We start from the raw sequence: 24,098 nt of genomic DNA on the forward strand, positions 1-24,098 counted from the left end.
TATCTGGTTTTATTCAAAAGTGAGTCCACCTCATGCTGCCTGCTATCCACTGCGGAAGCCTTGATCGCAAATAAGAATAGAATAAAAAATAGAAATTGCTTTTTCATCGATTTCGTTAGGCTAATCCCGTCGGGTCGTTTTTATCAGAACATCCAGACCGGTTATCTCAGCTTCAAAAATAGTGATTTTTCTGCCTAATGCTTGCAGTTATACTGTTTTAAACCCTTATAAAAAATATCAACTGGACGGCAAAAGGAGCAGGCTTTAAGGATTGGCTTTGCAGAGCAGCCGAGTGACCATTAAGCGCCTAGCTTTCACTGGACGATGGGCTATTTTTCTGCGCCAGCTCCTGCATCCAGTTATTGAAATCCGCATCCGAAGGGATTCCCAATTTCTTTCGCAGTCTATTTTTCCGCACCTGTACCGCCCTGACGGTCACGAAGGTATATTCGGCAATATTTTTGGCCGTAAAATTCAGAAAAGCCATGGCGCAAAACTCCAGTTCGGTACTTCTGATACTTGGATCCAAAGTTTTCAGGGACTGTATAAACTCGGGATACAGCTCAGTAAACAAGGCGAGAAACTCCGGATTATTGCTTTTTGCCAGTTCGAGCAGAGTCGCGAATTTATTTTCCCCGATCTGCTCGCTCAGTTCCCTGTTGATCGTTTCCGTTTCCTGCAGGGCCTCTTCCTTTTGGCCCAGCAGCTTGCGGTTGCGTCTGACACGCCATACAAAAAAGATGGTAACCGCCACCAATAGAGCAAAAATAACGATTGAAATATTTACGGAACTTGTGATCTTTTTCGCAGATACCTTTTCGTTGGCTTTCACCAATTGGATCATCACACTGTCGATTACCGCCTTATCTTGCTTTTCCAGAGAATCTCTAAGCCAGGCATGTTCGAGCTCATACTCACGGGCTTGCTCGTCCCCAAGCTTGTAGTATCGATAAAAATAGGCTAAATATTTATATTTTCTACTCACCGCCCCCCAAGCTCCGACTTCCCTCATATTCGCTAAGCTCCTTTGATTCCACATTACGGATTTTTTAATGTTTCCTTTCTCCTGCTCCAAACTCGACAAATAGGTCATGGTATTAAAGAATATCGGAACTTTATATCGCTCAATCAAATCCAGCGATTTGTTAAGGTAGTATTCTGCTTTTACAAGATCAGCTTTTTTGATATAAAAACTACCGAGATGATCGTAAAGACCCACGTACATTAATACATTTTCTTTTTCATCCAGATCCCGAAGTCCTTCCAATTCTAGCTGCAGATACTTTTGCACAGAATCTAATTTTCCTAGCCTATCGTACACAGTACTTAAATTCCCAAAGGCGTACATATACGACTTCTTTTGGTTTTCCCCCTTTAGCTTGGCCGTACAGGCCAACTGCAAACGATATTCCGCTATTGCCTGCTGATATAATTCGAGCCCTTGGTATCCCCTGCCTTTCTCCCGGTGCGTCTCGGATTGCATTTCTATATCATCGCCATGGTATTTTGTATTTTCGAGACCTTCGATATGTTTGAACCCTTCCTTAAACAGCCCTAAGCTAAATAGTGCATCTGCCGCCCAATAATGTGCTCGTGCCTTGCCTTCATCATAGTTATAAGTATCGGATAGATCAAGCGCTTTCAGTGCAGATTCCAGCTGTGCCGATATTTTGACCGTGCGCTGGAGTTCCCTAGTTTTGTCCAGGATGGTATCTATCTCTTTCTTCTTACTATCCCAGGCGATTGTCTTAATCGCAAAAAACAACAGGAGTAGAAGCAGGAATGAGATGGCGATAAGAAGTTTTTTTTTCATCTAAGGGATTTTTTTATTGAACACGTTCACTACTACGATTGACGGCCGTTTTCTAAGAGAGAAAGATTCGGCGGGCTAAAATTAGGAATATTTCATAGCACAGACAAAAAAAAAGATAGCTATCAGTCGCCACTGATAACTATCCCATTTACTATTATTTATCCAAATAATCTGCAATTACATCAGACTGTCGTTATTTGCTTCTCATACACCGTATACCGACCTGGTTGTTTTGGTGTATTGGCATCACGTAGACGTCAGAAGCAGTTAAAATAACGGCAGGTTTGGCAGTCTCCTGAACAGTGCCGTCAGCCCAATAAACCCCGACAGCATCCGTCGGAATAGGAGTACTGGTATTTCCTGATCCCCTTCTTACGACCACTGACATGTTATCCGGCAAAAACATATAGTGTCCAGATTGTCGTAGGCAGTGTCGATGTACACAATTAGGGATATCCAACGTTAATGGTAGCACAAAGATGCTTTTTTATCAAAACCACACAAAAAAACAGAGTATTCACATTGCTATCACACTTATCCACACCATACCATAATCTACTTATTTCAACTATTTAAACCGTAAACGAATCATTAAACACGATTACAGACCTTAAAAAGAAAACATACTATTATTAACTAATGAATTAAATCCCGCATGTTTCTGAAGGAGAGGCTGCCCTTAAGTAGATAAACATGGCTTCTGTGGATCCTTGGCGTGCTCGGTACCTAAAATATGGGTAACCGGCAGCGATTGCTTACAGGAAGTACAAAATAACGTATATTAGAGCAGGAGAAATACACGCTTAAAATTGGAACACCAAAACATGGACAAACGCGTAAAATTTGATTTTGAAATATCCTTTACTAATGGTGGATGCATCAAGGGGGAAGACTTTAGGCTCGACATCGCAGGCGACAGTATCTCGGATAAAGAACTTGCAGACTATATTGTTGCCGATATGAGGCTTCTGATGGTGGGGCAGACCAAAATTACGAACAAAGTGATCTTTACGGAACCCCACAAACGCAAGCCGATCGACCTATCCCCAACCCGCGATCTATTTGTCGATCTCAGTCATACCATCGAGGATGGACTGGTGACCTACAAAGGTCTCCCCGCACCAATCATCTGTGATTACCTGAGCAGGGAAAACTCCAGGCAATTTTATGCGGAGGGAACCGAGTTTCAAATCGGTAAAATCGAGATGGTCTCTAACACTGGAACGTATATTGACTGTCCTTTTCACCGTTTCGAGGACGGCAAAGACCTTTCCGAAATCGGACTCGAGTGTTTTGCAGACCTAGAAGCGACTGTGATACGTATCCCCTATTCGAGCAGCCTTGAAATTACACGGGAGCATTTGATCAACCACGAGATCCGAAACAAAGCCGTATTAATCCATACCGGCTGGGATCAATTCTGGAATAGCGAGCAGTATTATGAGAATCATCCGTATCTGACAGAGGATGCAGCGCTATTTCTGAAAGAGTGCGCTGTCAAATTGGTCGGCATCGATTCGCATAACATCGACAGCACCTCGGGCAAGACGCGACCTGTCCATACGACGCTTTTAGGTGCCGGGATTCTGATTGTGGAACATCTCTGCAACCTGTACCTTTTGCCAGAAGATGGATTTACCTTTAGCGCTGTGCCGCCCAAGTTTAAGGGGGTGGGAACATTCCCCGTGCGCGCGATGGCGAAAATACCACAACCTGATTGAACCGTGTTCACCGCAGATAGCGTAAAAAAAGGCTGAGCCCATTACCTGACCCAGCCTTAAAAACTACCCATTACCTATGTTTTAACTAACCTATGATTACAATCAATTAAAAAACAATTTTTAAGCAAAATAGTTTTGACTTTTTCAGACAAAAATCAAAACACTTTCTCCACCCTCCGATCCGGTAAAAAAACAGCAACCACCCCTATGAGTGGTAAGAATGCACATATACGATAGACAAGGTCTATACCAGAACTGTCGGCGATTTTTCCCAATACAGCTGATCCAATCCCTGCCATTCCGAAAGAGAGTCCAAAAAAGAGTCCCGACACCATTCCCACGTTTCCGGGTAAAAGCTCCTGTGCATACACCACGACTGCTGAAAAGGCCGACGCTATAATTAAACCAATGATGACAGTTAATATGACCGAGCAGATTAAATTTGAATGGGGTAAAACTAACGTAAAGGGCGAAGCCCCGAATATTGAAAATAAAATAACATTCTTTCGGCCTATCCGGTCGGCCAAGACTCCTCCAATCATCGTACCGACGGCTACCGCCAATAAGTAAACGAACAGATAAACCTGAGATTCCCTCACTGAAAGCGCAAATTTATCCATCAGGTAAAATGTGTAGTAGCTCGACAGGCTTGCCGAATAAAAATACTTTGAGAAGATCAATAGCAACAAAATAGCCAGGGGAACAACAATCCTCTTTCCCCAGCTCTCTACCATTTCAGTATACTGCGATCCATTTTTGTCCTCCGTAGGCGCCGTTCTGCTCTTTGGTTTGTACCAAGATGCTATTCGGTACAATATCCCCATTGCCAGCAATGCTACCGGCAACAGCCACAGTACATTTTTTTTACCATATGGAGCGATCAACACCGCAGCAAGTATAGGGCCCATTGCCGTTCCGACATTACCGCCGAGCTGAAAAAGAGACTGGGCAAACCCGCGTTTTGCTCCTGATGCCACATACGCAATTCTCGATGCTACCGGATGAAAAATAGCGGATCCTGCACCGACTGTCACCACAGCCATCAGTAACCAGCCGTAACTGCTGGCCAAAGCCAACGTGACTAAGCCCAGGAGACTAAACAGCATACTCACCGGAAATAGATATGGATAAGGTTTCCTATCGGTGATAAATCCGATCAGCGGCTGCATAATCGAGGAAGATAGCTGGAAGACAAAGACAATCAGCCCGATCTGAGAAAAATTCAGTTGAAATGATTCTTTGACGACCGGATGGATCGCTGGTATGAGCGATTGAATGGTATCGTTAAACAAGTGGCAGCAACTCAACATAAAGAGAATGGGATAGGCTGTCCCGTTCCCCTGGTTGAAGGGATTTATCTTTCGGTCCAGTGCATCCTTTTTCAAACTTGTCATGTTTAGCCGTCAGAAAGGTTATCTTCCATGAAATATTCGCCAGCCGTGCGCTCAATGGCTAAACCCTGCTTATACCGGTTCATAAAAACAGTGAAACCTTCTACATCTCTGGGCTCCGGAGCAATAATCTGTTCTTCTAACCGTACAAAAACGCGGTCAGACAAGTAGCTAGATAATGTTTCCGCATCCTTTCTGTTGACCATAAAGGATGCCAGAACTGCCATCCCCCAAGCGCCCGCCTCTCCGGCCGTAGCCATCACCGAAACGGGTGTATCGAGTGCCGCCGCGCATATTTTTTGCGCGGGAAGACGGGTTTTGAACAGACCGCCATGTGCTTTAATCTGTTCGATCCGGATGTGCTCTCCATTTGTTAAAATATCCATTCCCAGGCGGAGTGCAGCAAAAGCAGAAAATAGATGTGTGCGCATAAAGTTGGATAAATTAAAGCGGCTTGCAGGGCACCGGACAAAAAGCGGCCGGCCGACATCGACACCGGTGATACTTTCTGCGGAATAATAGCCGTAGCTCAACAATGCTCCTCCGTCGGGTTCTGCATTCATAGCTTTGTTAAATAGCGTTTCATAAATCCTATCCATGTCCGGCGCGAGTCCCATCGCCTGATAAAACTCACGGAATAAATTTACCCATGCGTTGATATCGCCGGAGCAGTTATTGGCAAGGATGATACCGACCGGCTTCCCATCTGGGGTTGCCATGATATCAATCTCAGGATATATCTTAGACAGTTCTTTTTCCAGTACAAACTGGGCAAAAATGGATGTACCTACAGAGATATTCCCCGCGCGTATATTCACGCTATTTGTAGCCACAGTCCCGGTACCACCATCTCCTTCCGGAGGACACATCGGAATACCCGCCTCCAGCGAGCCAGAAGGATCCAGTAACTGGGCTCCTTCGACACTGAGGTGCCCCGCAGATTCACCTGCAACGCGAATAGTAGGCAAGACATCGATCAGGTTCCAGGAATATTCCCTTTGGGCAATCAGGTTATCAAAAACCGCTAACTTATTCTCATCAAACTTTCTTTTAGTCAGGTCAACAGGAAACATACCGGAAGCATCACCAATTCCCAAGTACCTTTCTCCGGTGAGGCGCCAGTGGATATAGCCAGCCAGTGTCGTTACATAATCTATCTGAGCAACATGCTCCTCCCGGTTCAGAACGGCCTGAAACAGATGAGCTATGCTCCACCTCTGCGGGATTTTAAACTGGAAGCGCTCAGTCAGCTGCGCTGCCGCGGCTGCTGTGGTCATATTCCTCCAGGTGCGGAACGGCACCAGCAGTTTTCCGGTTTTGTCGACAGCAATATAGCCCTGCATCATCGCCGAACAGCCTATGGCCGCCACCCGTGTTAATAACACACCGTAGCGATTTTTGACTTCCATAGCCAATCTCGCATACGCTTTTTGAAGTCCGTTAACTATCTCGTCCTGGCTATATGTCCAATACCCAGCTATCAGCTGATTTTCCCAATCATATAGGCCTGACGCTAGCTGTTCACATGTATCATTAACCAATACAGCTTTAATTCTCGTCGAACCCAATTCTATGCCAAGATAGGTTCTGCCCTGAATTATCGCCGCCTTCATGTTATTATCCATATTTTGTAAAACAAATTTCCACGGTTAAAAAATCACCAGCTGTCGGTCCGGAACGGAGAGGCCAGCAGCTGTTGCCTGTTGATCAGATTAGCATCCTCCGGATTATCACTCCAGGCGTAGCGTACCGCCACGGGGTGGGCTATATCCCTATGACTGACCACGACGGTCTTGCCCTTGACAACAGCGTCCGCCCAGACAAACTGGCGGTCCTGCCCAGCGATGGCAAAGTGTCTCAATGGCTGCCCGTCCCTGCTTGCCAGTCCAGTGCCGACCTCCTTAAAAAAGAGCACGATCCTGCTGTCCTTGATTTCCATACGCTCATAGACGGGTCCTGAGCTTACCAGCTTTTCACCATACACCAGTTTGCGGGCAGCCAGCAGCAACCGTGCAGCAAGGTCTTTTTTATTCAGAGGATGAATATCGTTCCACTCGCCAATATCATAGTTGACCGTCAACGCTGTATAGGGAACGTCACGGGATACCTTAAACTGCGCTTCCCGTACACCCGCCCATCCCGATGCAGACGGACGCTCCTGTTTGCGCATATAATTAGGTAGCTGCACCAGCAAAAAAGGCAGCTGCGGGCGCTCCAACGTCAGGCGCCAGTCTTTGATCAGCAGACGCAGATACTGTTCGTAGGTCTGAGGACTGCCCGTATTGGCCTCTCCCTGATACCAGATCACGCCGCTCACGGCCACATCTTTTATCGGATAGATCATGCCGTTATAGAGCTTTGATCCCACTTCATTTATATTTTGAAGTCGCGGCAGATAGCTTTTGGCAAGATCGGGATCCATGCCTACCTGATATTTCCAGGGTCCAGCCAGATTGATCTCCTGGTCATTCACCAGCAGCTTATAAGCCTTGCCTTCCACAAATCCCCCATTACCTGTAGTAGACCGCAGGCGTACCGTCACGGTATTGTGCCCAGCGCGCAGGATACCTGCCCGTACGGGGTACTTGCGGGGCGGATACATATAGCCGGTGGCACCCACAAAGTGGCCATTGACAAATACCGAATCACTGTCGATCAGGGTCCCCAGGTACAACATGCCATACCGCCCCGCCAGCTCGCCCGGCAATTCAAATGATTTTCTAAAATAGACCACTCCCTTGTTATGCAGTTGCTGGTCCCGCCACCATCCCGGCACGGTAAAGGTAGGCCAGCTACTGTCGTTCCAGTCTGGCTTTATCCAGTCCCGGATACCGCGGTCCTGCTGCGCCAGCTGCATGCTGTCCAGTGCGGGGCGGTCGAGCAGCAGCCGGGGAAATTCTTTTAGCTGATCCTGGCTGATCCAGCTTTCTATATTCGAGCCGCCGAGGCTCGACACGAGCATGCCCACGGGTACACCGGTATGAGCATAGCTCTGCTGTGCATAGAAATAGGCCAATGCCGTCCAGTTCATCACTTCTGAGGCTACAGCGGAGTACCAGCGACCGCCGGTTATTTCGCTGCGGCGGTCCAGTGCACTCTGTGTCGGCACCTTAAAATAACGGATCATATGGTTATTGGATTCATTGATCTCCGGAAAGCGTTCTACCAGCCTTTCTATCGGTGTCTCCATATTGGACTGCCCCGAGCAAAGCCATACATCGCCGATCAGGACATCGCGGATAGCGATCTCATTCACCTGCAGCAGATAAGGGCCTCCGGCTTTCTGTGCCGGCAGTCTGATGGCCCAGTTACCTGCCGCATCCGCCTCAGTCAGGTAGCTTTGGCCACGAAAACGAACCGTTATTTTTTCACCGCTGTCGGCCCAGCCCCAGATTTTCAGTTCGGTATCACGCTGCAGCACCATGCGATCTGCTATCAGCGCAGGCAGCCGCACCGCTGCGGACGAGACTGCAGTATAGAGGAACAGAGCTAAGGTCAGGACAAGAGCACAGGCTTTTCTTTTTTTCATCTTCATACGATTGCACATTCCGCAAATAACAGTGCAGGACCGCTCATCCTGTACAGATGGCATGTCCTGCACTGTTATTAGTTATATCCGGGATTCTGGTAGGCTGCTTTTTCGGCTGCCGACATATCCATGGCATCCAGCTGTCCTTGCGGGATAGGCCGCAGGTAGTGGAAGGGTTGTATTGACCGAGTGAAGGTTGCTGCCGTGTGGTCACCTACATTCGAACCGGCAATACGATAGGTTTTAGCGATGTCGGACCAAGTCTGTGTACGCACGAGGTCATACCAGCGGTAGCCCTCACCATAATACTCACGCGAACGTTCGGCCAAGATGTAATTGAGCGTAATCTGAGCCGGCGTCGCAGCCAGCATTTCGGCACGGCGGTTGGCTTCCTTGGCCGTGTTGCCGTTGTTGTCCCAGCGCCATACCCCCGCGCGGCCGCGGATCACGTTGACCAGGTCACGTGCGCTCTTGCCGGCTTTGGCCGTCGCACCCTTCACTGCCGCCTCGGCAGCGATAAAGTACAGCTCGGAAAACTTGGCAATATTGAACGGCCGGGTGCTGCCCGCATTGGGCTGTCCCAAACCATTGCCGTTGTCGGTGCGGTAAGGGCCCAGCTTCCACAGTCCAGGATAGACACGGCGGCTGATGCCCTCCGGAGAGATCACATAGTCGGCCCTGCCGGGGAGTACCCCCGCCCCGATACTGCTTTTATAGGTTTTGTTGTCATAGTTGATCGGCGTCTGTGGCTCCTCATTCAAGAAAGTGAGAATGGCCTCTCCCGGTTTGACGGGCATGTTATTGGCGTTAAACAACGAAGGGTCGCTGATATTTGCCTTGTTCCAGTTGCCGCGGTACACCGTCGTGAAGGTGCCATCGTAGCGCGAGTCGTTGGTTTTGTCGGCAAAGGTTTCGGTCACCACGTTGATCGTCGGTGCCATCCGTGTCCATGGGCGCCCCAGTGCCTGGGCGGCCTCCCGCTGCACCGAGTTCACCAGATCGGCGGTATTCCAGGCCGTTGTTTTGGAGCTCGTGATCGACGTGTAATTCCAGGTCATCATCCAGCCCGCAAAGTTGTCGGGTGCACCGCCACTGCCATAGCTCAGGCTACCGCCATTATACAGCTCGCTGTCTTCGGTATGGTCGGCAAAAAGCAGGATCTCGTTGTTGCGGTCATTGGTCCCCACGTTGACATCGTAAAAGGTGGGCTGCAGGCCATACGGTCCAGGATTTTCAATAGCAGCCACGGCCATGTCGTAAGCCTGCTGGAAATACCAGGCGCTGGTCTTGCCATCGGGATCCGTCCGTGCGGTCTCCGGATAAGTCGGTATATTTTTCGGATTTTCCAGCCACCAGGCGTAGGTCAGGTAGGCCTTTGCCAAATATAAGCGGGCCACCGTCTTGCTCACGGCCCCCTTTAAGCGCGGTGCATCGGGCAGATCGCTAATGGCCTTAGTCAGGTCCGGGAAAATAGCCCGTGTATACACTTCAGCCACGGTATTGCGTTTGGATTTACGCTCCACAGAGGTACTGTATTTGAGTTCGCCCCCACCCAGGTCGAGCGGCACGCCACCAAAAGTCTGTACCAGCAGGAAATAATCAAATGCCCGGAAAAAGTGTGCTTCGGCGATGATCGCGGGCGAGGTGCCCACTGCCGGTGCATTTTCGATGATGCCCGAGGCCATGTTGATGTTGGGCAGGGCGGCCTGCCATGCCACATCCGCCCTGCTATTTACAGCCGTCATCGTACTGAGACCTGTAAAGTCCATCACCTGAAAGTTTTCGTCCGCACTCTGCGCATAGGTCACCTCATCGGTCCCCGTCAGGCAGGCATTGTAATAATAGGCCTGTCCATAGATATAGCGCAGGTGGGCATAGAGTCCCACAATACTGTTGTTGATACCGTTTGGTGTCTTAAAATCCCCCGGCGTAAAGATTCCTCTGGGCTGTTCATCCAAAAATTTGGAGCAGCTGTTCATGCCGAGCATCAGTGAACCAAGGCAGAGCCCTATGATAAGTTTTGAATTGAAAGTTTTCATGCCTGAATGTTTTAAAATGAAAGATTGAGCCCCAGAATATAACTTCTCATTGCCGGTGTATTTGTACCGACCACCAGTATCCGTCTCAGGCCACCCACGGCGACGTTCTCGTCGCCATAGGAGTTGGGTTCCGGATCACCGCCTGATTCCTTGTGGTAGGGCGAGAAGAGGACGAATGGATTTTCCACCGTCGCATAGAGGCGCAGGCGGCCAATACCCATGCGTTCCACCCACTTCTGTTTAAAGTTGTATCCCATCGTAATCGTACGCACCTTTAGATACGACGCATCGAAATAGCCCAGCGTACTGCCATATTTGGGATTATCACCACTCTGTATGCCTCCCGGTTTCGGATATTTGGCATCCGTACGGTCTTCACGCCAGTATTCGACGCTCACGTTGTTGCCCGCGCGGGTATTCAGCTGATTGAGGTAGCCGGTACTTCCGTAGAGCGAACTGATCAGCGTACCGCCATTCTGGAAGGTACCTACCACATTCAGGTCGACATTTTTGTAGGCCAGACGCGTATTGAAGCCTCCCAGAAAATTGGGCTGGATATTGATGATCTGCCGGTCCGCAGCACCGATCGCCCGTGTAGGCACACCATTTGCATCGTACTCTCCGGTATATTCCACTTTGATCATTCCCACGTTACCTCCCGGCTCCAGGATATCCCGATAGGGGTCATCGGCCTGCCACAAGCCAATTTTCTTGTAGTCATAGATCACATCGATCGGATGGCCGACAAACCATTGATTACCTTCATCACGCTGGCTTCCGGAGGTCAGTTCAACGAGCTTATTGCGGTTCGCATAGAGGTTGACTCCCACATCCCATTTCCAGCCGTTTTCATTGTCGATCACCGCGCCGTTGAGGGAGAGTTCAAAGCCTTTGTTCTGCGTCTTTCCGATATTGGCCATGTAGCTGCCGCCACCGTTTGTCGGTGGCAGTCCCACGCGCAGCAATATATTGTCGGTATTCTGCACATAGTATTCCATAGTACCGCTGACCCTGTTGTTGAAGAGACCGAAGTCCAGACCGTAGTTGTAGGTCTTGGAAAACTCCCAGCCCAGCGAAGGATTGGGCAATTCGGACATGTAGTAGCCGGTCAGGAACTGCGTATCGAAATTATACGGTCTTGTACTCAGCAAGCCCAGGGTCTTGTACGGATCGACCGCCTGATTGGACGTCTGACCGTAGCCCAGGCGCAGCTTAAGCTGGTTTATCCATGGCACGGCTGACCTGAACTTCTCGTTGTGGATATTCCATCCTGCCGAAATCGCCGGATAGGCATGCCACTTGTGCCCCGGTGCCAGTCGCGAGGAGCCGTCGCGGCGCATGGTCATCGTCAGCATGTAGCGGTTGTCAAAGGTATACATGGCGCGGCCCATAAAAGACATCAGGCTGCTTTTGGCATAGCCCTGCTGGTCAGGGTTGACAATGATCTCCCCCTGGGCGCGGCCGATGTTATAGAACTGGAACGCATCGATCGGAATATCGCGGGCCGATATCAGCGTGCTGTTGGTGGTGTTCTGCTCCGCCGAATAAAGAGCCACCAAATTGAGGTTATGTTTTTGCGCAAAGGTACGATCGTAAGTCAGCAGATTTTCCATTACCCATTGTACCGTTCTGCCGTTTGCGACCGAAGCTGTGGACACATTGTCCGGGGTGCCACTGAATACACCCTGTCCAGTATAGCTGCCATCATTGTTCTGACGGAAGTTGAGTCCAAGGTTGGTGCGGTAGATCAGGCCCTCCACGCCGGGAATCCGGATCTCGCTGTACATGTTGTTGTACGAACCGAACACGCGCTGCTGATTAATATAGCTGTCCCCCAGCGCCTCATAGGACTCGCGGGTATGCACCCATTGCTGACCCGATGTCTGCTGCTGGATACGGGATTTGAGTGTGCCATCCGCATTAAAGGGATTGGCTATCGGCGAGGCGCTCAGCACGCCGTACAGGCCTAGGTTGTTGCCATTGGTGATGCTGTAGCTCTGATTGAGGTTGAACCCAAATTTAAATATCTTGCCCACCTGCTGGTCGAGTGCAGCACGCAGATTGTAGCGGGTATAGTTCTGCAGGGGAACCACGCCCTCATCGCGGAAGTAACCGGCGCCGAAGTTGTAGTTTCCTTTCTCTGCCCCACCGTTGACGCTGATATCGTGGCTGTTGACCATTCCATTTTTGTAGAAAAGGTCCTGCCAGTCTGTATTGGTATCGTCTGACTCGTCGAGGGTGTTCTGAAACTGTCCCACATAGCGGCGAATTTCGGCAAACTCCGGACCGGACATCATTGGATATTTGGCAAATACGGTACGCAATCCGGTAAAACCGTTGTACGCCAGCTGTGCCTGCTGCCCCATGCGCCCCTTGTTGGTGGTCACGAGAATCACGCCGTTGGCACCACGCGAACCGTAGATTGCCGTTGCCGAAGCATCTTTGAGCACATCCACACTCTTGATGTCCGCGGGATTGATATCCGAGATGGAACCCGCAAACGGAATTCCGTCGAGCACGATCAGCGGATTGTTGTCGGCGGTCAGGGAGCGTGTACCGCGGATCCGGATCTGCATCGGAGAGCCCGGCTTAGACGAATTCTGCTGCATATTGACCCCTGCAATACGGCCCTGCAGCGCACGGCTGATGTTGGCTGCAGGCACTTCGTTCATCGTCGTACCGCTTACCGAGGCCACCGAACCCGTCACAGCTTCTTTGCGCTGCGTACCATAACCGATGACCACCACCTCTTCCATGGCAATATCATCGGATTGCAGCGTCACCTGCACGCTGTTATTGGCGCCCACCGGCACTTCGGCTGTTTTGTAGCCTACATTGGTGAAGACCAGCACAGCGCCGTTGCCGGCCTCAATGGTAAATGTGCCCTTACTGTCTGTTGTCGTGCTCCTGGTGCCGCCCTTGACGGATACGGTCACCCCTTCAATGGGCTGTTTCTGCTGGTCTGAGACCAGCCCCTTGACCAGTTTATCCTGTGCAAAGGCCAGCTGTAGAGCTGCCAGCAAAAAGAGCAAGGGCAGTATTCCATATTGTAGCCATCGTTGTCGTTGCACAGGAATCGTAAACTTCATCATTCTCATAACTTAGGGATTTAAGAAAATTTTGTTTTCAGTTCTGTTTATAATCGTCATTTCAATATTCTTTACACATTCAGCACAGTTTATCTGATCCTGTTCGCTGTGGTGCTGTACAGGCCGATCAGCGCGCCCGTGAATCCACCGGCTACGTCCGTCGATAGGATGTCGCCCGACACGGTGTTGCCGATATTCCGGAAGGCTCCTTTCCCCACGGCATAAGCAAACTGGTAGGCGTCGCCGGCTGCTTTAACCTGCAGCTGCACCTTGGCGTTCAGATGGATTTTCTCTTTGGCCAGGATCCGCGTGCTGCCGTTTTCGCTTCTGGCAAGGACGATATGGTCCTCGTTATCCAGCTTGGTGACACCCAGCACGTAATGGTATTTTTCACTTTGCAGACAGGTGATCCCCGCCAGGTGTGAATCCGAGGCCGACACGTAGTCCAGCGATACACTGCTCTCAAAATTTTTGTGCTGCTGCCGATAAAATAAGGCCGAAATTGGTTTTTGCTCACTGATATCCACGGCATACGGCCTGAAGACCATGCCCTTGTCCGTGGCCTGCAAAAATTTCTCACGGGCACCGCGCAGGGCGACCCAGCGGTGATCCAGCGCTGCGGCGGTCAGCGGATCGGTGAACGTAAAATTGCCGTTGGGGAAGTAGCCCCGAGCATGGGTCTTGTTGTTGACGCCCGCAGGCATTCGCACGCTGGGTTTGAGGGCCTTCATTCCCCCTTCAAAGACCGGCCATTCACCCGACCAGTCGACCGGCAGGATAAAAGTTTCGCGGCCCGTGTTGACCCGTTTTACTTCATTGGGCCTGACACCCAGAAACACGCCATACCAGGATCCGTCCGGACCTTCGACCAGATCCGCGTGTCCAGCCCATTCCACTGGGTTGGGCCTATTTTTGTCCAGATGGCGCTGGGAGAGTATCGGATTTTTGGGCGCAGGGGTGTAAGGTCCTGCGACATGGTCGCTCGAGAAGATCACTTCACTGTGATCGCTGCCCGTGCCGCCCTCGGCACACATCAGGTAGTACTTGCCATCTTTTTTGTAAATATGCGGTCCTTCGATCCAGATGGGATTTTCAGCCGGATGCACGCCACCGTCCACCAGGATCCGGTCACTTCCCGGGATGACCTGATCCTTTTCGGTATCATATGCCCAGAGTTTGATCACGCGGTGGCCCTCATAGCGCTGTTTGCCTTTATCCGGCGCATCGTTATGCACGACATAAGCTTTGCCGTCATCATCAAAAAACAGGGCTGGATCAATGCCGTCAAAATCCAGCTTGACCGGATCGGACCAGTTTCCCGCTTTGGGATCTTTGGTCTTGACGACCATATTCCCGATGCCCGAGGCGATCTGTGTCGTGATCATGTAAAACGTGTCGTTGTGCCGGTTGTACACGATATCTGGGGCATATATTCCCGCACTGATACCTGCCGACTGCACTTTCAGCTGCGATTCACGGTCCAGAACATGCCCCAGCTGTGTCCAGTTGACCAGATCTACAGAGTGGAAAATGGGCACCCCCGGAAACATCGAAAAGGAGGAATTCACCAGGTAATAGTCATTACCTTTGCGTGTAATGCTCGGATCGGGATAACATCCCTGTAGAATGGGCGAATAGAACTGCCCCGGTTTTAATGGATTTTCGTTGTAAACTGCATCTTCGCCTTTATAGACAAAATCCGAAAATACAGGTTCAGAGAGGCGATCTGCCTGCAACTTCCGTTTATGCTCTTTTGTATTAAATGCTGTTAATGTAGCCAATATCACTACGGACATGCCCAGCATCGTTTTCCCCTTCCGCTTTAACATGATTGGTTTATTTATAATTTGGTGTATTTGCCTACAAACATAGTTTTAAGTGTATAGGCAACAATTAAAATTTGTAACAAAAACATTTCAATTTGTTACCACATCTTTTCTTCTTTCTCCATTGCCTTTTTACGGCACTCTGGACGGTCTCGCAGTAAAAAAAATTGCGCCCAGTCCAGCTAATTATGATGCTTGAGATCCAGCCTGATTTTTTTCAGCTCGTCCAGTTCGTGCACAGGGCGTTCCAGTGCAGCCGGAATCGGCATCTTGGAGAAGGTCTGAAAATACAGCAGGCAGGCATCACGCCACCATACCGCGTCCCGCGCCTGAATTTTTAGTTTGGACTGCACCTCCTGAAAGCGCTGTGTATCCATTTTCCCTTCCAGGCTATCCCATTGCCGCTGAAAACCCCGCACCTGATCCACACCCTGCTGATACGCATAGCAGAGGTTGTCCCATAGGGAGCGGCCGTTTTTCATGCGATGCTTCCAGGGCACATGGTGAAACCAGAGCAGGTATTGTTCGGGGCAGCTGCTGATCTGGCCAAATTGCTCGCGGAGCGGACTGCGGTATTGTGCTACGGCATTGCTCCCCGTGGCCGTCCGGTCAAATCCGATACCCAGCGCATCCGCGTTATGATAGTACCAGGGCATCCAGTCCGGCCTTCCGCCGGGAATATCGCCCCAGGGCTCCGGTCCATAATGATGCTCAAAAGCAAAAATATGGTGCAGCCCCAGCGGCATCATATAGTTGACCACAGCCTCTCGGGATTCCACCATCAGTTCCGACAGCGGATTGACCAGAGCCGGATCTGGCGAGAAGGTCATCGAGAGCCACTCCCGCGCCAGGCTATTGCTGGACAGTTCGGTATTCCAGGCCAGCCTTCCAAAGGCGTACCAGTTGGCCTGGGCAAAATGATGGCCGCACCAGTTGCGGTCTTCACCGATATTGGCCACACCCGCAATAGCCGACACCGGATGCGATCCCCGCTGCGTTATTCCCGCTACTGTGCCAGCCTCTGAGCGGGAATAGGTCTGGGCATTCAGCGTTTCCTTAAACAGGGGTGCCAGGTAGACCAGGTGGTTGGAGAAGCCCAGGTATTCCTGCGTAATCTGGAATTCGACCATCTGGCTGGTTTTGGGCATCGCGCCAAACAGCGGATTGAACGGTTCACGCGGCTGGAAATCGATGGGCCCATTTTTGATTTGAAGGATCACGTTGTCGTCAAACTGACCATCCAGGGGTACAAACTCCTGATACGCCTGTTTAGCCCGGTCCTCCGCCGTGGGGTTGTATACAAACGCCCGCCATAGCACGAGGCCCCGGTGCGGTCTGAGTGCTGCGGCCAGCATATTGGCTCCATCGGCATGCGTACGGCCATAGTCCTGCGGTCCGGGCTGCCCCTCCGAATTGGCTTTGACCAGAAAGCCGCCAAAGTCCGGTATCAACCGGTAGATCTCGTCGGCCTTGTCCTTCCACCAGCCTGCCACCACAGGACGGAGCGGATCCGAATCCGGCAGATTTCCCAGCAGTGCGGGAGCGGAAAAATTAATGGACAGAAACACGCGGATCCCGTAGGGCCGGAAAATATCGGCCAGAGTCTTTACCTTTTCCAGGTAGTCGGCACGCAGGATCAGCGGTGATGCATTGACATTGTTGAGCACAACCGCGTTGATCCCGATCGAGGCATTTGCCCGTGCATACTCGCGGTACCGCGGTGAAATTACACCGGGGAGCTCTTGCCATTTCCAGAGCGAATGCCCTGCATACCCACGCTCGACCGTGCCATCCAGATTATCCCAGTGGTTGAGCATCCGTAGTGCATAGCTGGGCTTTTCGCTGATGTCGAGTCCCTGCAGCGCCACGTCCTGCTGCTGTAGCCGCAGCAGGTGAAAAGCCCCGTACAGGAGCCCAGTGCTGCTGCCCGCACTGATCACCGTTTTGCTGCCCAGCGAGCGGATCCGGTATCCGTCCGGCTGGCACTTTGGCCACTTTTTGTCCAGCTGCAGATCCACATCTCCCCGGCGCCAGTAGTCCTGCAGCTCCGCCGCTGCCGTACTGGCCACCGCATCCCTGTACGGGCAGTGGATCTTGCGGAGTGCGGCCTCACTGGTGGTTACCCTGGCATAGCGCAGCCACAGCTGGCTGCCGTCCTCGGCTTGGCACAGCTGATGGCAGAGGACCCCCAGTAGACAGACGATATACCAGACGACATTCCCCATCAGCTGCCCTCCACGGTTAGGATACGACCATCCGCATCGTAGTCGATCTCCACCACTTTCATGCTACGCAACCATGTCCGCCCGCCCGAAGGCACCGAATCGTGGTGAAACAGATACCAGCGTCCCTCAAATTCGAGGATACTGTGGTGTGTGGTCCAGCCCACTACCGGCGTCAGAATGACGCCCTGATAGGTAAAAGGACCATAAGGGTTGTCCCCTATCGCGTAGCACAGCAGGTGGCTGTCGCCCGTAGAATAAGAAAAATAGTATTTACCCTGATAGCAGTGCATCCACGAAGCCTCAAAAAAACGGCGGTCGATATCCCCCTGCAATAGGGGCTGGCCCTTTTCGTCGAGGATCAGCAGGTCCCGGGGCTCCTCGGCAAACTGCAGCATATCGTCCGACAGGCGCACAACCTTGGGACATAGCGCCGGTTGTCCTGCCTCCGGAAGCTCCCCGGGCATGGTCAGCTTGTTGTTGCGGTAATACTGCAGCTGGCCGCCCCAGATACCGCCAAAGTACAAATAGTGCTGTCCATTGTCTTCAAAAGCGCAGGGATCGATGCTATAGCTGCCGCGGATGGGATCAGGGCAAGGCACAAACGGCCCCTCCGGCCGGTCACTGACGGCCACGCCAAGGCGGAAGATATCATTTTTGTCTTTTAGCGAAAAGTAGAGGTAGTACTTTCCGTCCTTATGCGCCACATCCGAATCCCAGAGCTGCCTTCCCGCCCAGGGGATGTCGCCCACGGACAGGATACGCCCGTGGTCGGTCGCCTCGGCATCTACCGAGCTCAGTGAAAAGGCATGGTAATCCTGCATGTCAAAATGGTCGCCATTATCGTTTTCGGCGATGCCACTCTCACGGTCGTGGGACGGATAAATATATATTTTACCCTCAAATACATGCGCTGACGGGTCAGCCATATAGTCTTTAGGAAATAAGTAACGTGCTTGCTTTTTCATGTTTATATCTGTTCAGTTCATTTATATTTTATTTGGTGGCCATGTCCAATAAGTCCTGCACAAAAGGCTTAGGCTGATAGTTGCGGTCAAACAGCAAGGGATAATCCGTACGTCCGGGCACCGGCCAGTTGTTTTTCCAGGAGTCGCCATCTGTGACACCCCAGACCGTGACGCGGTCGATTTTGTCCCGGTGTTTGAGAAACAGCGCAAAGAAGTCCTTGTAGCGCTGCGCCAGCTGCTGTTCCTTATCCGCGGGTAATCCCTTGGCGTATGGGTTCAGCTGTTTGTCGTATTTGAAGTGGGTGCTGACCTCGGCTCCCATGGTCTGCCGCGGCGAGGGAAGCACCGAGATATCCATTTCAGTGATCATGACCTTCACACCAAGGGCCGCAAAAGCCAGGAGGCTATCTTCAAAGTCCGACACCTTCGGATGATCGATATTCAGATGGCCCTGCATGCCGATGCCATCAACCCTGACCCCTTGCTGCTGCAGCCGGCGGACCATGCTGACCACGCCTTTCCGCTTTCCTTCCAGGAACATGGAGTAATCGTTGTAATAGAGCTGTGCCTGAGGGTCTGCCTCGCGGGCAAACTGGAAGGCCAGGCGCACAAAGTCCTCGCCGATGATATCGTAAAACTTGCTCCTACGCCATTCGCCGTTGTCGAGAATAGCCTCGTTGACCACATCCCAGCCCTTGATCCGTCCCTTGTAACGGGACACGACGGTATGGATATGCCTGCGCATGCGTTCGATCAGCACCTCGCGGGATACGTCCCGGCCGTCTTTGCCTTTAAAAAACCAGGCCGGTGCCTGCGAATGCCAGATCAGCGTATGACCGATCAGGCGCATGCCATGCTTTTCGCCATATTCCACAAAGCGGTCGGCATCCTTGAAGTTAAACTCGCCCTCACGGGGCTGCAGGTACATGGCTTTCATGCAATTTTCGGCGGTGAGCGCGTTAAACTGACTTTCGATCAGTGGCATGGCCTTCTTGTCCCGCTCATAAATCTGTTTGAGGCTGAGCGCTGTGCCGATGTCAAATTTGTCTGCAAAAGCAGCTTTTAGCGTTCCGCGCTGCGCGGCCTGCTGTGCCAACAGGCCCGGCCCAGACAGCAGCATACATCCCGCGATCAGCATCGCCAGCTTTTTTGTTGTATTCATACGTAAATTAGCTATTTGATCAGGTGTCCGCTTTCATGTGTATCCATGAAACGTCCACCTTGTTATACAATTCAGTTCATTTCAAATGATTTTCCGGGCGCATAGTCCAGCTATTTTTTTAAGATTGTTCAGGCCCTTTGCTGGCTGATGTGCGCCGCAGGTGGAGCTCCGCCTGTAAATCTTCATTAACCTGCTTGGTGATCGGATAAAACAGCAGGGCCACCACCCCGACCAGAAAGGTCATCGCCGGAATCACGCTGGCACTCAGCCGGATGCCCAGTATCGCCTGTTCATTCTGAACCGTGTTTGCCACAAAACCGAATGCGTCGATAAATGAGCCGCAGAGCGCCCCGCCAATACCCAGTCCGGCTTTTAACGCAAAGACAATTCCGGCAAACACAAATCCCGTTGCCCGGCGGTGGTTTTTCCACTCCGAGAAATCCGCCACGTCCCCCATCATCGCCCAGAGCAGTGGTATGGTCGGTGCATAGGCCAAGCTTTTCAGGATATTGATCACAAACAGGCTGCCGATAGCATCTGCCGGCACCAAAAAGAGCATAGACGTAAAAATAGCGGTCAATGCCAGGCAGACAATAAAGACATTGCGCTTACCGAAGATACCCGACAGCCAGCGGGACAAAAAGATCACGCCCAGCAGCGTGACCAGCTGGCCCACCATATTGAAAAAGCTAAAGCCTACCGCAAATACCTGTCCGGGACTATAGACAATCAGCCCGAAGGCATCCAATATGCGGTGTCCAAGCCCCGTTTCAGCCGCCGCATCCCTGGCCAGGCCAAACTGTGCCATAAAGGCAAACAGCGCTTCCTTATCCACATAATAATTGAAGAAGTAAGACATGCTGCTTCCCCATAGCGCCAGGGTGATGAACAGGAATAAAGTCAGCACAAACATCGCTTTCCAGGGGCGGCAGGAGAAGATGTCGCGAAAGTCCTGACGGACCGAACACGTCTGTCCCACCGGCGGGGTGATGCGTTCGCGTGCCGACAAAAAGGCCACCAGCAGCAGGACAAAGGCCACAGCTGCATAGATCATGATGGTATACATCCAGCCACTGGCCGCGTCGCCATCACCGAGCTTGGCCACCAGGGGCAGGGTGAGTCCCTGGACCACAAAGGTCGCGATGGTCGCCGTCACAAAACGTATGGACGATATGCTCGTACGCTCCTTGATGTCGCTGGTCATCACGCCACCCAGCGAAGCATACGGCGTGTTGTTGAACGAATAGATCGACATCAGCAGCGTGTAGGTAATACCCGCATACCATATTTTTCCACGTTCCTCCAAGTCAGGTGTTGTAAAAGAAAGGACAAAAAACACCGCAAAAGGCAGCGCAGTCCAGAGCACCCAAGGGCGGTACTTGCCCCAGCGGGTATGCGTACGGTCGGCGAGAATACCCGCCAGAGGGTCCACAAAGGCATCGAAGACCCTTGCAAACAGCAGTATAAAACCAGCTGTGGTCGCTTTTATGCCGAATACATCGGTATAAAAGAACAGCTGAAACATCATCATCATCTGGAAGACGAGGTTGGCCGAGCCGTCCCCCATGCTGTAACCTACCTTTTCCCAGAAACCAACCTTTTGTGTTTTTGCATTCATATATTAAATCATGTGTATAATCATTCATTTTTTGGCAGGCATTTTCGCTGCCTGTGCTGTTTATCCCTATCGGTCCCTGTTCGCGGGACTTTGCTCCGCACTCTGCCGCGGCCCCAGGTACGAAGGCTTGAGCCCGCCCAGGTCGATGAGGATGCGCTGCAGGACAATGCCCTGATCCAGAAAGCGGATTTTAAGCGTATGCTCCCCCGGCAGCAGGCTGTGGACCGAAACACTTTCGATGATGCGGCGTGCCTGCCACTGGCCCAGTTCCCCTTTGTAGTGGCCGTTAAAGTTGACCAGCGTTTCGGGACCGCCGTCTATGGATATGGCATAGCGCAGCCCGCGGTTTCCATTGAAGTTCAGCGTGGGCGACAGCAGTGCGATGATTTTCGCTTCGCGCTTTTCCTTCACGCAAATCCTGTATTCCAAAGCCGTATTGTCCCCCAAGCTGGCTGTGACCGGCAGCGTTGTCATGGCCGACACGGTCTTTCCGAGGTCAGGGATTTCCGTCCATTGAATGCCCGGAGCGCTGCTTGCTGCCGCATAGCTTGCCGCTTCCATGGCGATATAGCCGTCTGCCTCGACAAATACCGTTGATACAGAAGCAGTAGCGGGTTCCGGCAGATAGCGAACCGCGGGCATGATCGCCCGTGGTGGCTCGTTCCAGCTGCTGTAGCCGATACGCACCTGATCCATCATGTGCTGCCATTTGCCGCCGGCGATCTTATGGTTGTAGTGGTCGCTGAACAGTGAATCACGCCGGAAGCAGGCTTTTACCTTGTCGGCCCAGTCATTTGCCTTACGGTCATTTCTTGCGTAGCAGTACTCGTTCATGGCTTTGGCATGGTACATTTCATACAGGTTGGCGCAGGCATTGATCGGAAATACCACGAGCTGGTCGAACGCATCCTTCAGCGAATCCGGCAGCAGGTAATAAAGGCGCGAGGCTTCCATGGCCAGCGTTTTATAGTCGTTGACGACGCTGTCAAACTCGTTATAATGTGTGAGACTAAATGTCTTTTCGTTCAGCAGTTCGGGTGTGACCCGATGGTTATATTTGCTGTAGCGGTTGATCAGTCCGGCGGCATCGGCCGCATAAGCCTCGCCAAACTGCTGCCGGCACCACTGCTCGGTATACGCCATCAGGTTGCCGGCATCAAAGCGGTCCGGATCCCAGGCCATATCCAGAAAAAATGAGATAGGAAATTCCATCGGCTTGAGATCGCCGACATTGACGATCCAGATCCGGTCCACGCCGTGCCGGTAGGTCAGGTTCATCTGCTCCCAGACACGCTGTATCTGCGACACATTGATCCATTTGGAATTGCGGGGACCGCCTACATAGTCAAAGTGGTAATACATACCGTAACCACCCGGGCGTGGCTTAGCATCCCGTTCGGGTAGCTTGCGGACATTGCCCCAGTTGTCGTCACAGAGCAGTAGCGTCACGTCGTCCGGTACGCGCATTCCTTTGTCATAATAGTCCTGCACTTCTTTGTAGAGGGCCCATAGCTGCGGTGTTTCAGCAGCCGGCCGGCCTGTTGCCTTGCCGATCAGGCGGCGCTGGTCTCTGACGATCTGCTCGAGCAGCCCGACATTCTGCTCTTCGCTCATGGGCTCATCTCCGTCTCCGCGCATGGCGATGGTAATGATGGACTCCCAGGCCCGCGCTCGCTGCATGCCGCCGTGCCAGAATTGCTGCAGCCCCGCTTTATTCTTGGTATAATCCCAGCTGCCCCCATTTCCGTAGCGTTTCCATTCGGCCTGGGCCCTTGCCATCGGTTCGTGATGCGAGGTTCCCATCACGATGCCCATTTCATCTGCTAGCGGCCCATTGCAGGGATCATCATCGTAAAAGGCGCTCCCCCACATGGCCGGCCAGAGGTAATTGGCCTTGAGCCGTAGCAGCAGTTCAAACACCTTTTCATAGAAATCCGCGTTAAACCCACCGAAAGTCGCTTTGGACCAGCCACTCAGCGCCGGAGCCTCATCGTTAAGGAAAATACCGCGGTACCTGACCTTTGGCTCCCCCTGTGTATAGACGCCGGGCTTGACATAAAGCTGTGCCGCTTTGCGGACCGGCACATCCGCCCAGTAATACCAGGGCGACACGCCGATCTGGGCCGACAGTTCGTAAATACCGTAGATGGTGCCGCGCTTGTCGCTGCCGGCGATGACCAGGGCCGATTCAAGCCCATCCAAGGGCTGCCTGACCACTGTCATGACAAACTTTTCCCGCTTTCCAGCCAGCTCTTTACTGTCCAGAAGACCTTTACGGACAAGGCTGTCGATCAGTGCCGATTTGCCATAGGTACCGATAATTATTTTGGAGCGGCTCTGTTGCTGCTGGCCTGGATTATGGCCCGTGACGCGCACAAAGTCTTTTTTCAGATTATCGAAGGCCCGAAGTACCCCCTTATGGTCCTGAGGATCGACGAGCATGGGCAGCGGCAGGCCATCTTTGACCAGCGGCAGATAACCCGGCTGGGCATCTTGGACCACCAAGCCCGTCTTTACCGTATCCACTGCGTTGTAGGACACAGCCCGGGTATTGCCTGCACAACAAAGCAGCACCATCGCAGCCAGCAGCGCCTTGCCGTAGCGGTACCCGGTCAAAAGACCGGTACAGATCCGTGTAGCGGATAACTCCATTTTATTCAATAATAACATGATGACCTTATTTACAATTGGTATTTTTCCCTTTCCCGGGCTCAGCACAT

General features: G+C 51.8%; 14 protein-coding genes. 1 reads left to right on the top strand and 13 read right to left on the bottom strand.

The window, feature by feature from the left end:
• Positions 1-307 precede the first annotated feature (307 nt).
• Positions 308-1,813, bottom strand: coding sequence for a helix-turn-helix transcriptional regulator (locus FGL37_RS00030; protein WP_051606521.1), 1,506 nt, complete (start codon positions 1,811-1,813; stop codon positions 308-310).
• Positions 1,814-2,637: 824 nt separating this feature from the next.
• On the opposite strand from FGL37_RS00030, the gene FGL37_RS00035 reads away from it, so the two are divergent.
• Entirely contained in the window at positions 2,638-3,534 is an 897-nt protein-coding gene (locus FGL37_RS00035) for a cyclase family protein (RefSeq protein ID WP_028068719.1), read from the top strand.
• 155 nt (positions 3,535-3,689) lie between these two features.
• Here FGL37_RS00035 and FGL37_RS00040 read toward each other — a convergent pair whose 3' ends face one another.
• From FGL37_RS00040 to FGL37_RS00090, 12 genes are all read right to left on the bottom strand, one after another.
• Complete coding sequence (locus FGL37_RS00040; RefSeq protein WP_051606523.1) at positions 3,690-4,928, bottom strand: MFS transporter; 1,239 nt, start codon at positions 4,926-4,928, stop codon at positions 3,690-3,692.
• A 2-nt stretch (positions 4,929-4,930) separates the two neighbouring features.
• Positions 4,931-6,550 carry a xylulokinase gene (locus FGL37_RS00045; protein WP_028068721.1) on the bottom strand — a complete coding sequence of 540 codons (1,620 nt, stop codon included), beginning with the start codon at positions 6,548-6,550 and terminating at the stop codon, positions 4,931-4,933.
• A gap of 32 nt (positions 6,551-6,582) precedes the next feature.
• Complete coding sequence (locus FGL37_RS00050; RefSeq protein ID WP_028068722.1) at positions 6,583-8,454, bottom strand: sialate O-acetylesterase; 1,872 nt, start codon at positions 8,452-8,454, stop codon at positions 6,583-6,585.
• A gap of 77 nt (positions 8,455-8,531) precedes the next feature.
• On the bottom strand, positions 8,532-10,493 hold the full coding sequence (locus FGL37_RS00055; RefSeq protein WP_028068723.1) for a RagB/SusD family nutrient uptake outer membrane protein: 1,962 nt from the start codon (positions 10,491-10,493) through the stop codon (positions 8,532-8,534).
• Positions 10,494-10,504: 11 nt separating this feature from the next.
• On the bottom strand, positions 10,505-13,591 hold the full coding sequence (locus tag FGL37_RS00060) for a SusC/RagA family TonB-linked outer membrane protein (protein WP_197734424.1): 3,087 nt from the start codon (positions 13,589-13,591) through the stop codon (positions 10,505-10,507).
• An 80-nt stretch (positions 13,592-13,671) separates the two neighbouring features.
• On the bottom strand, positions 13,672-15,411 hold the full coding sequence (locus FGL37_RS00065) for a glycoside hydrolase family 43 protein (protein WP_081817783.1): 1,740 nt from the start codon (positions 15,409-15,411) through the stop codon (positions 13,672-13,674).
• A gap of 179 nt (positions 15,412-15,590) precedes the next feature.
• Positions 15,591-17,225 (bottom strand): alpha-glucuronidase, encoded by a 1,635-nt coding sequence (locus tag FGL37_RS00070; protein ID WP_232048779.1) that lies wholly within the window; start codon positions 17,223-17,225, stop codon positions 15,591-15,593.
• A complete protein-coding gene (locus FGL37_RS25650) occupies positions 17,206-17,403 on the bottom strand; it encodes a hypothetical protein (protein WP_232048802.1) in 198 nt (65 codons plus the stop codon). The genes FGL37_RS00070 and FGL37_RS25650 overlap by 20 nt, the downstream gene beginning before the upstream one ends.
• Before the next feature lie 229 nt (positions 17,404-17,632).
• Complete coding sequence (locus FGL37_RS00075; RefSeq protein WP_028068727.1) at positions 17,633-18,598, bottom strand: glycoside hydrolase family 43 protein; 966 nt, start codon at positions 18,596-18,598, stop codon at positions 17,633-17,635.
• Positions 18,599-18,626: 28 nt separating this feature from the next.
• On the bottom strand, positions 18,627-19,760 hold the full coding sequence (locus FGL37_RS00080) for an endo-1,4-beta-xylanase (RefSeq protein WP_028068728.1): 1,134 nt from the start codon (positions 19,758-19,760) through the stop codon (positions 18,627-18,629).
• A gap of 118 nt (positions 19,761-19,878) precedes the next feature.
• Complete coding sequence (locus FGL37_RS00085) at positions 19,879-21,378, bottom strand: MFS transporter (protein ID WP_028068729.1); 1,500 nt, start codon at positions 21,376-21,378, stop codon at positions 19,879-19,881.
• A 66-nt stretch (positions 21,379-21,444) separates the two neighbouring features.
• A complete protein-coding gene (locus FGL37_RS00090; RefSeq protein WP_051606526.1) occupies positions 21,445-24,048 on the bottom strand; it encodes a glycosyl hydrolase 115 family protein in 2,604 nt (867 codons plus the stop codon).
• Positions 24,049-24,098 lie beyond the last annotated feature (50 nt).

Origin of the sequence: Sphingobacterium thalpophilum, from assembly GCF_901482695.1 — a bacterium.
Taxonomy (GTDB): Bacteria; Bacteroidota; Bacteroidia; order Sphingobacteriales; family Sphingobacteriaceae; genus Sphingobacterium; species Sphingobacterium thalpophilum.

What these genes read in the sequence shown, in the direction of transcription:
- FGL37_RS00080 (WP_028068728.1), bottom strand. Translation starts at nt 19,760, where the DNA reads ATGAATACAACAAAAAAGCTGGCGATGCTGATCGCGGGATGTATGCTG.
- FGL37_RS00060 (WP_197734424.1), bottom strand. Translation starts at nt 13,591, where the DNA reads ATGAGAATGATGAAGTTTACGATTCCTGTGCAACGACAACGATGGCTA.
- FGL37_RS00085 (WP_028068729.1), bottom strand. Translation starts at nt 21,378, where the DNA reads ATGAATGCAAAAACACAAAAGGTTGGTTTCTGGGAAAAGGTAGGTTAC.
- FGL37_RS00065 (WP_081817783.1), bottom strand. Translation starts at nt 15,411, where the DNA reads ATGTTAAAGCGGAAGGGGAAAACGATGCTGGGCATGTCCGTAGTGATA.
- FGL37_RS00040 (WP_051606523.1), bottom strand. Translation starts at nt 4,928, where the DNA reads ATGACAAGTTTGAAAAAGGATGCACTGGACCGAAAGATAAATCCCTTC.
- FGL37_RS00070 (WP_232048779.1), bottom strand. Translation starts at nt 17,225, where the DNA reads ATGCTCAACCACTGGGATAATCTGGATGGCACGGTCGAGCGTGGGTAT.
- FGL37_RS00035 (WP_028068719.1), top strand. Translation starts at nt 2,638, where the DNA reads ATGGACAAACGCGTAAAATTTGATTTTGAAATATCCTTTACTAATGGT.
- FGL37_RS00090 (WP_051606526.1), bottom strand. Translation starts at nt 24,048, where the DNA reads ATGTTATTATTGAATAAAATGGAGTTATCCGCTACACGGATCTGTACC.
- FGL37_RS00055 (WP_028068723.1), bottom strand. Translation starts at nt 10,493, where the DNA reads ATGAAAACTTTCAATTCAAAACTTATCATAGGGCTCTGCCTTGGTTCA.
- FGL37_RS00030 (WP_051606521.1), bottom strand. Translation starts at nt 1,813, where the DNA reads ATGAAAAAAAAACTTCTTATCGCCATCTCATTCCTGCTTCTACTCCTG.
- FGL37_RS00075 (WP_028068727.1), bottom strand. Translation starts at nt 18,598, where the DNA reads ATGAAAAAGCAAGCACGTTACTTATTTCCTAAAGACTATATGGCTGAC.
- FGL37_RS00050 (WP_028068722.1), bottom strand. Translation starts at nt 8,454, where the DNA reads ATGAAAAAAAGAAAAGCCTGTGCTCTTGTCCTGACCTTAGCTCTGTTC.
- FGL37_RS00045 (WP_028068721.1), bottom strand. Translation starts at nt 6,550, where the DNA reads ATGGATAATAACATGAAGGCGGCGATAATTCAGGGCAGAACCTATCTT.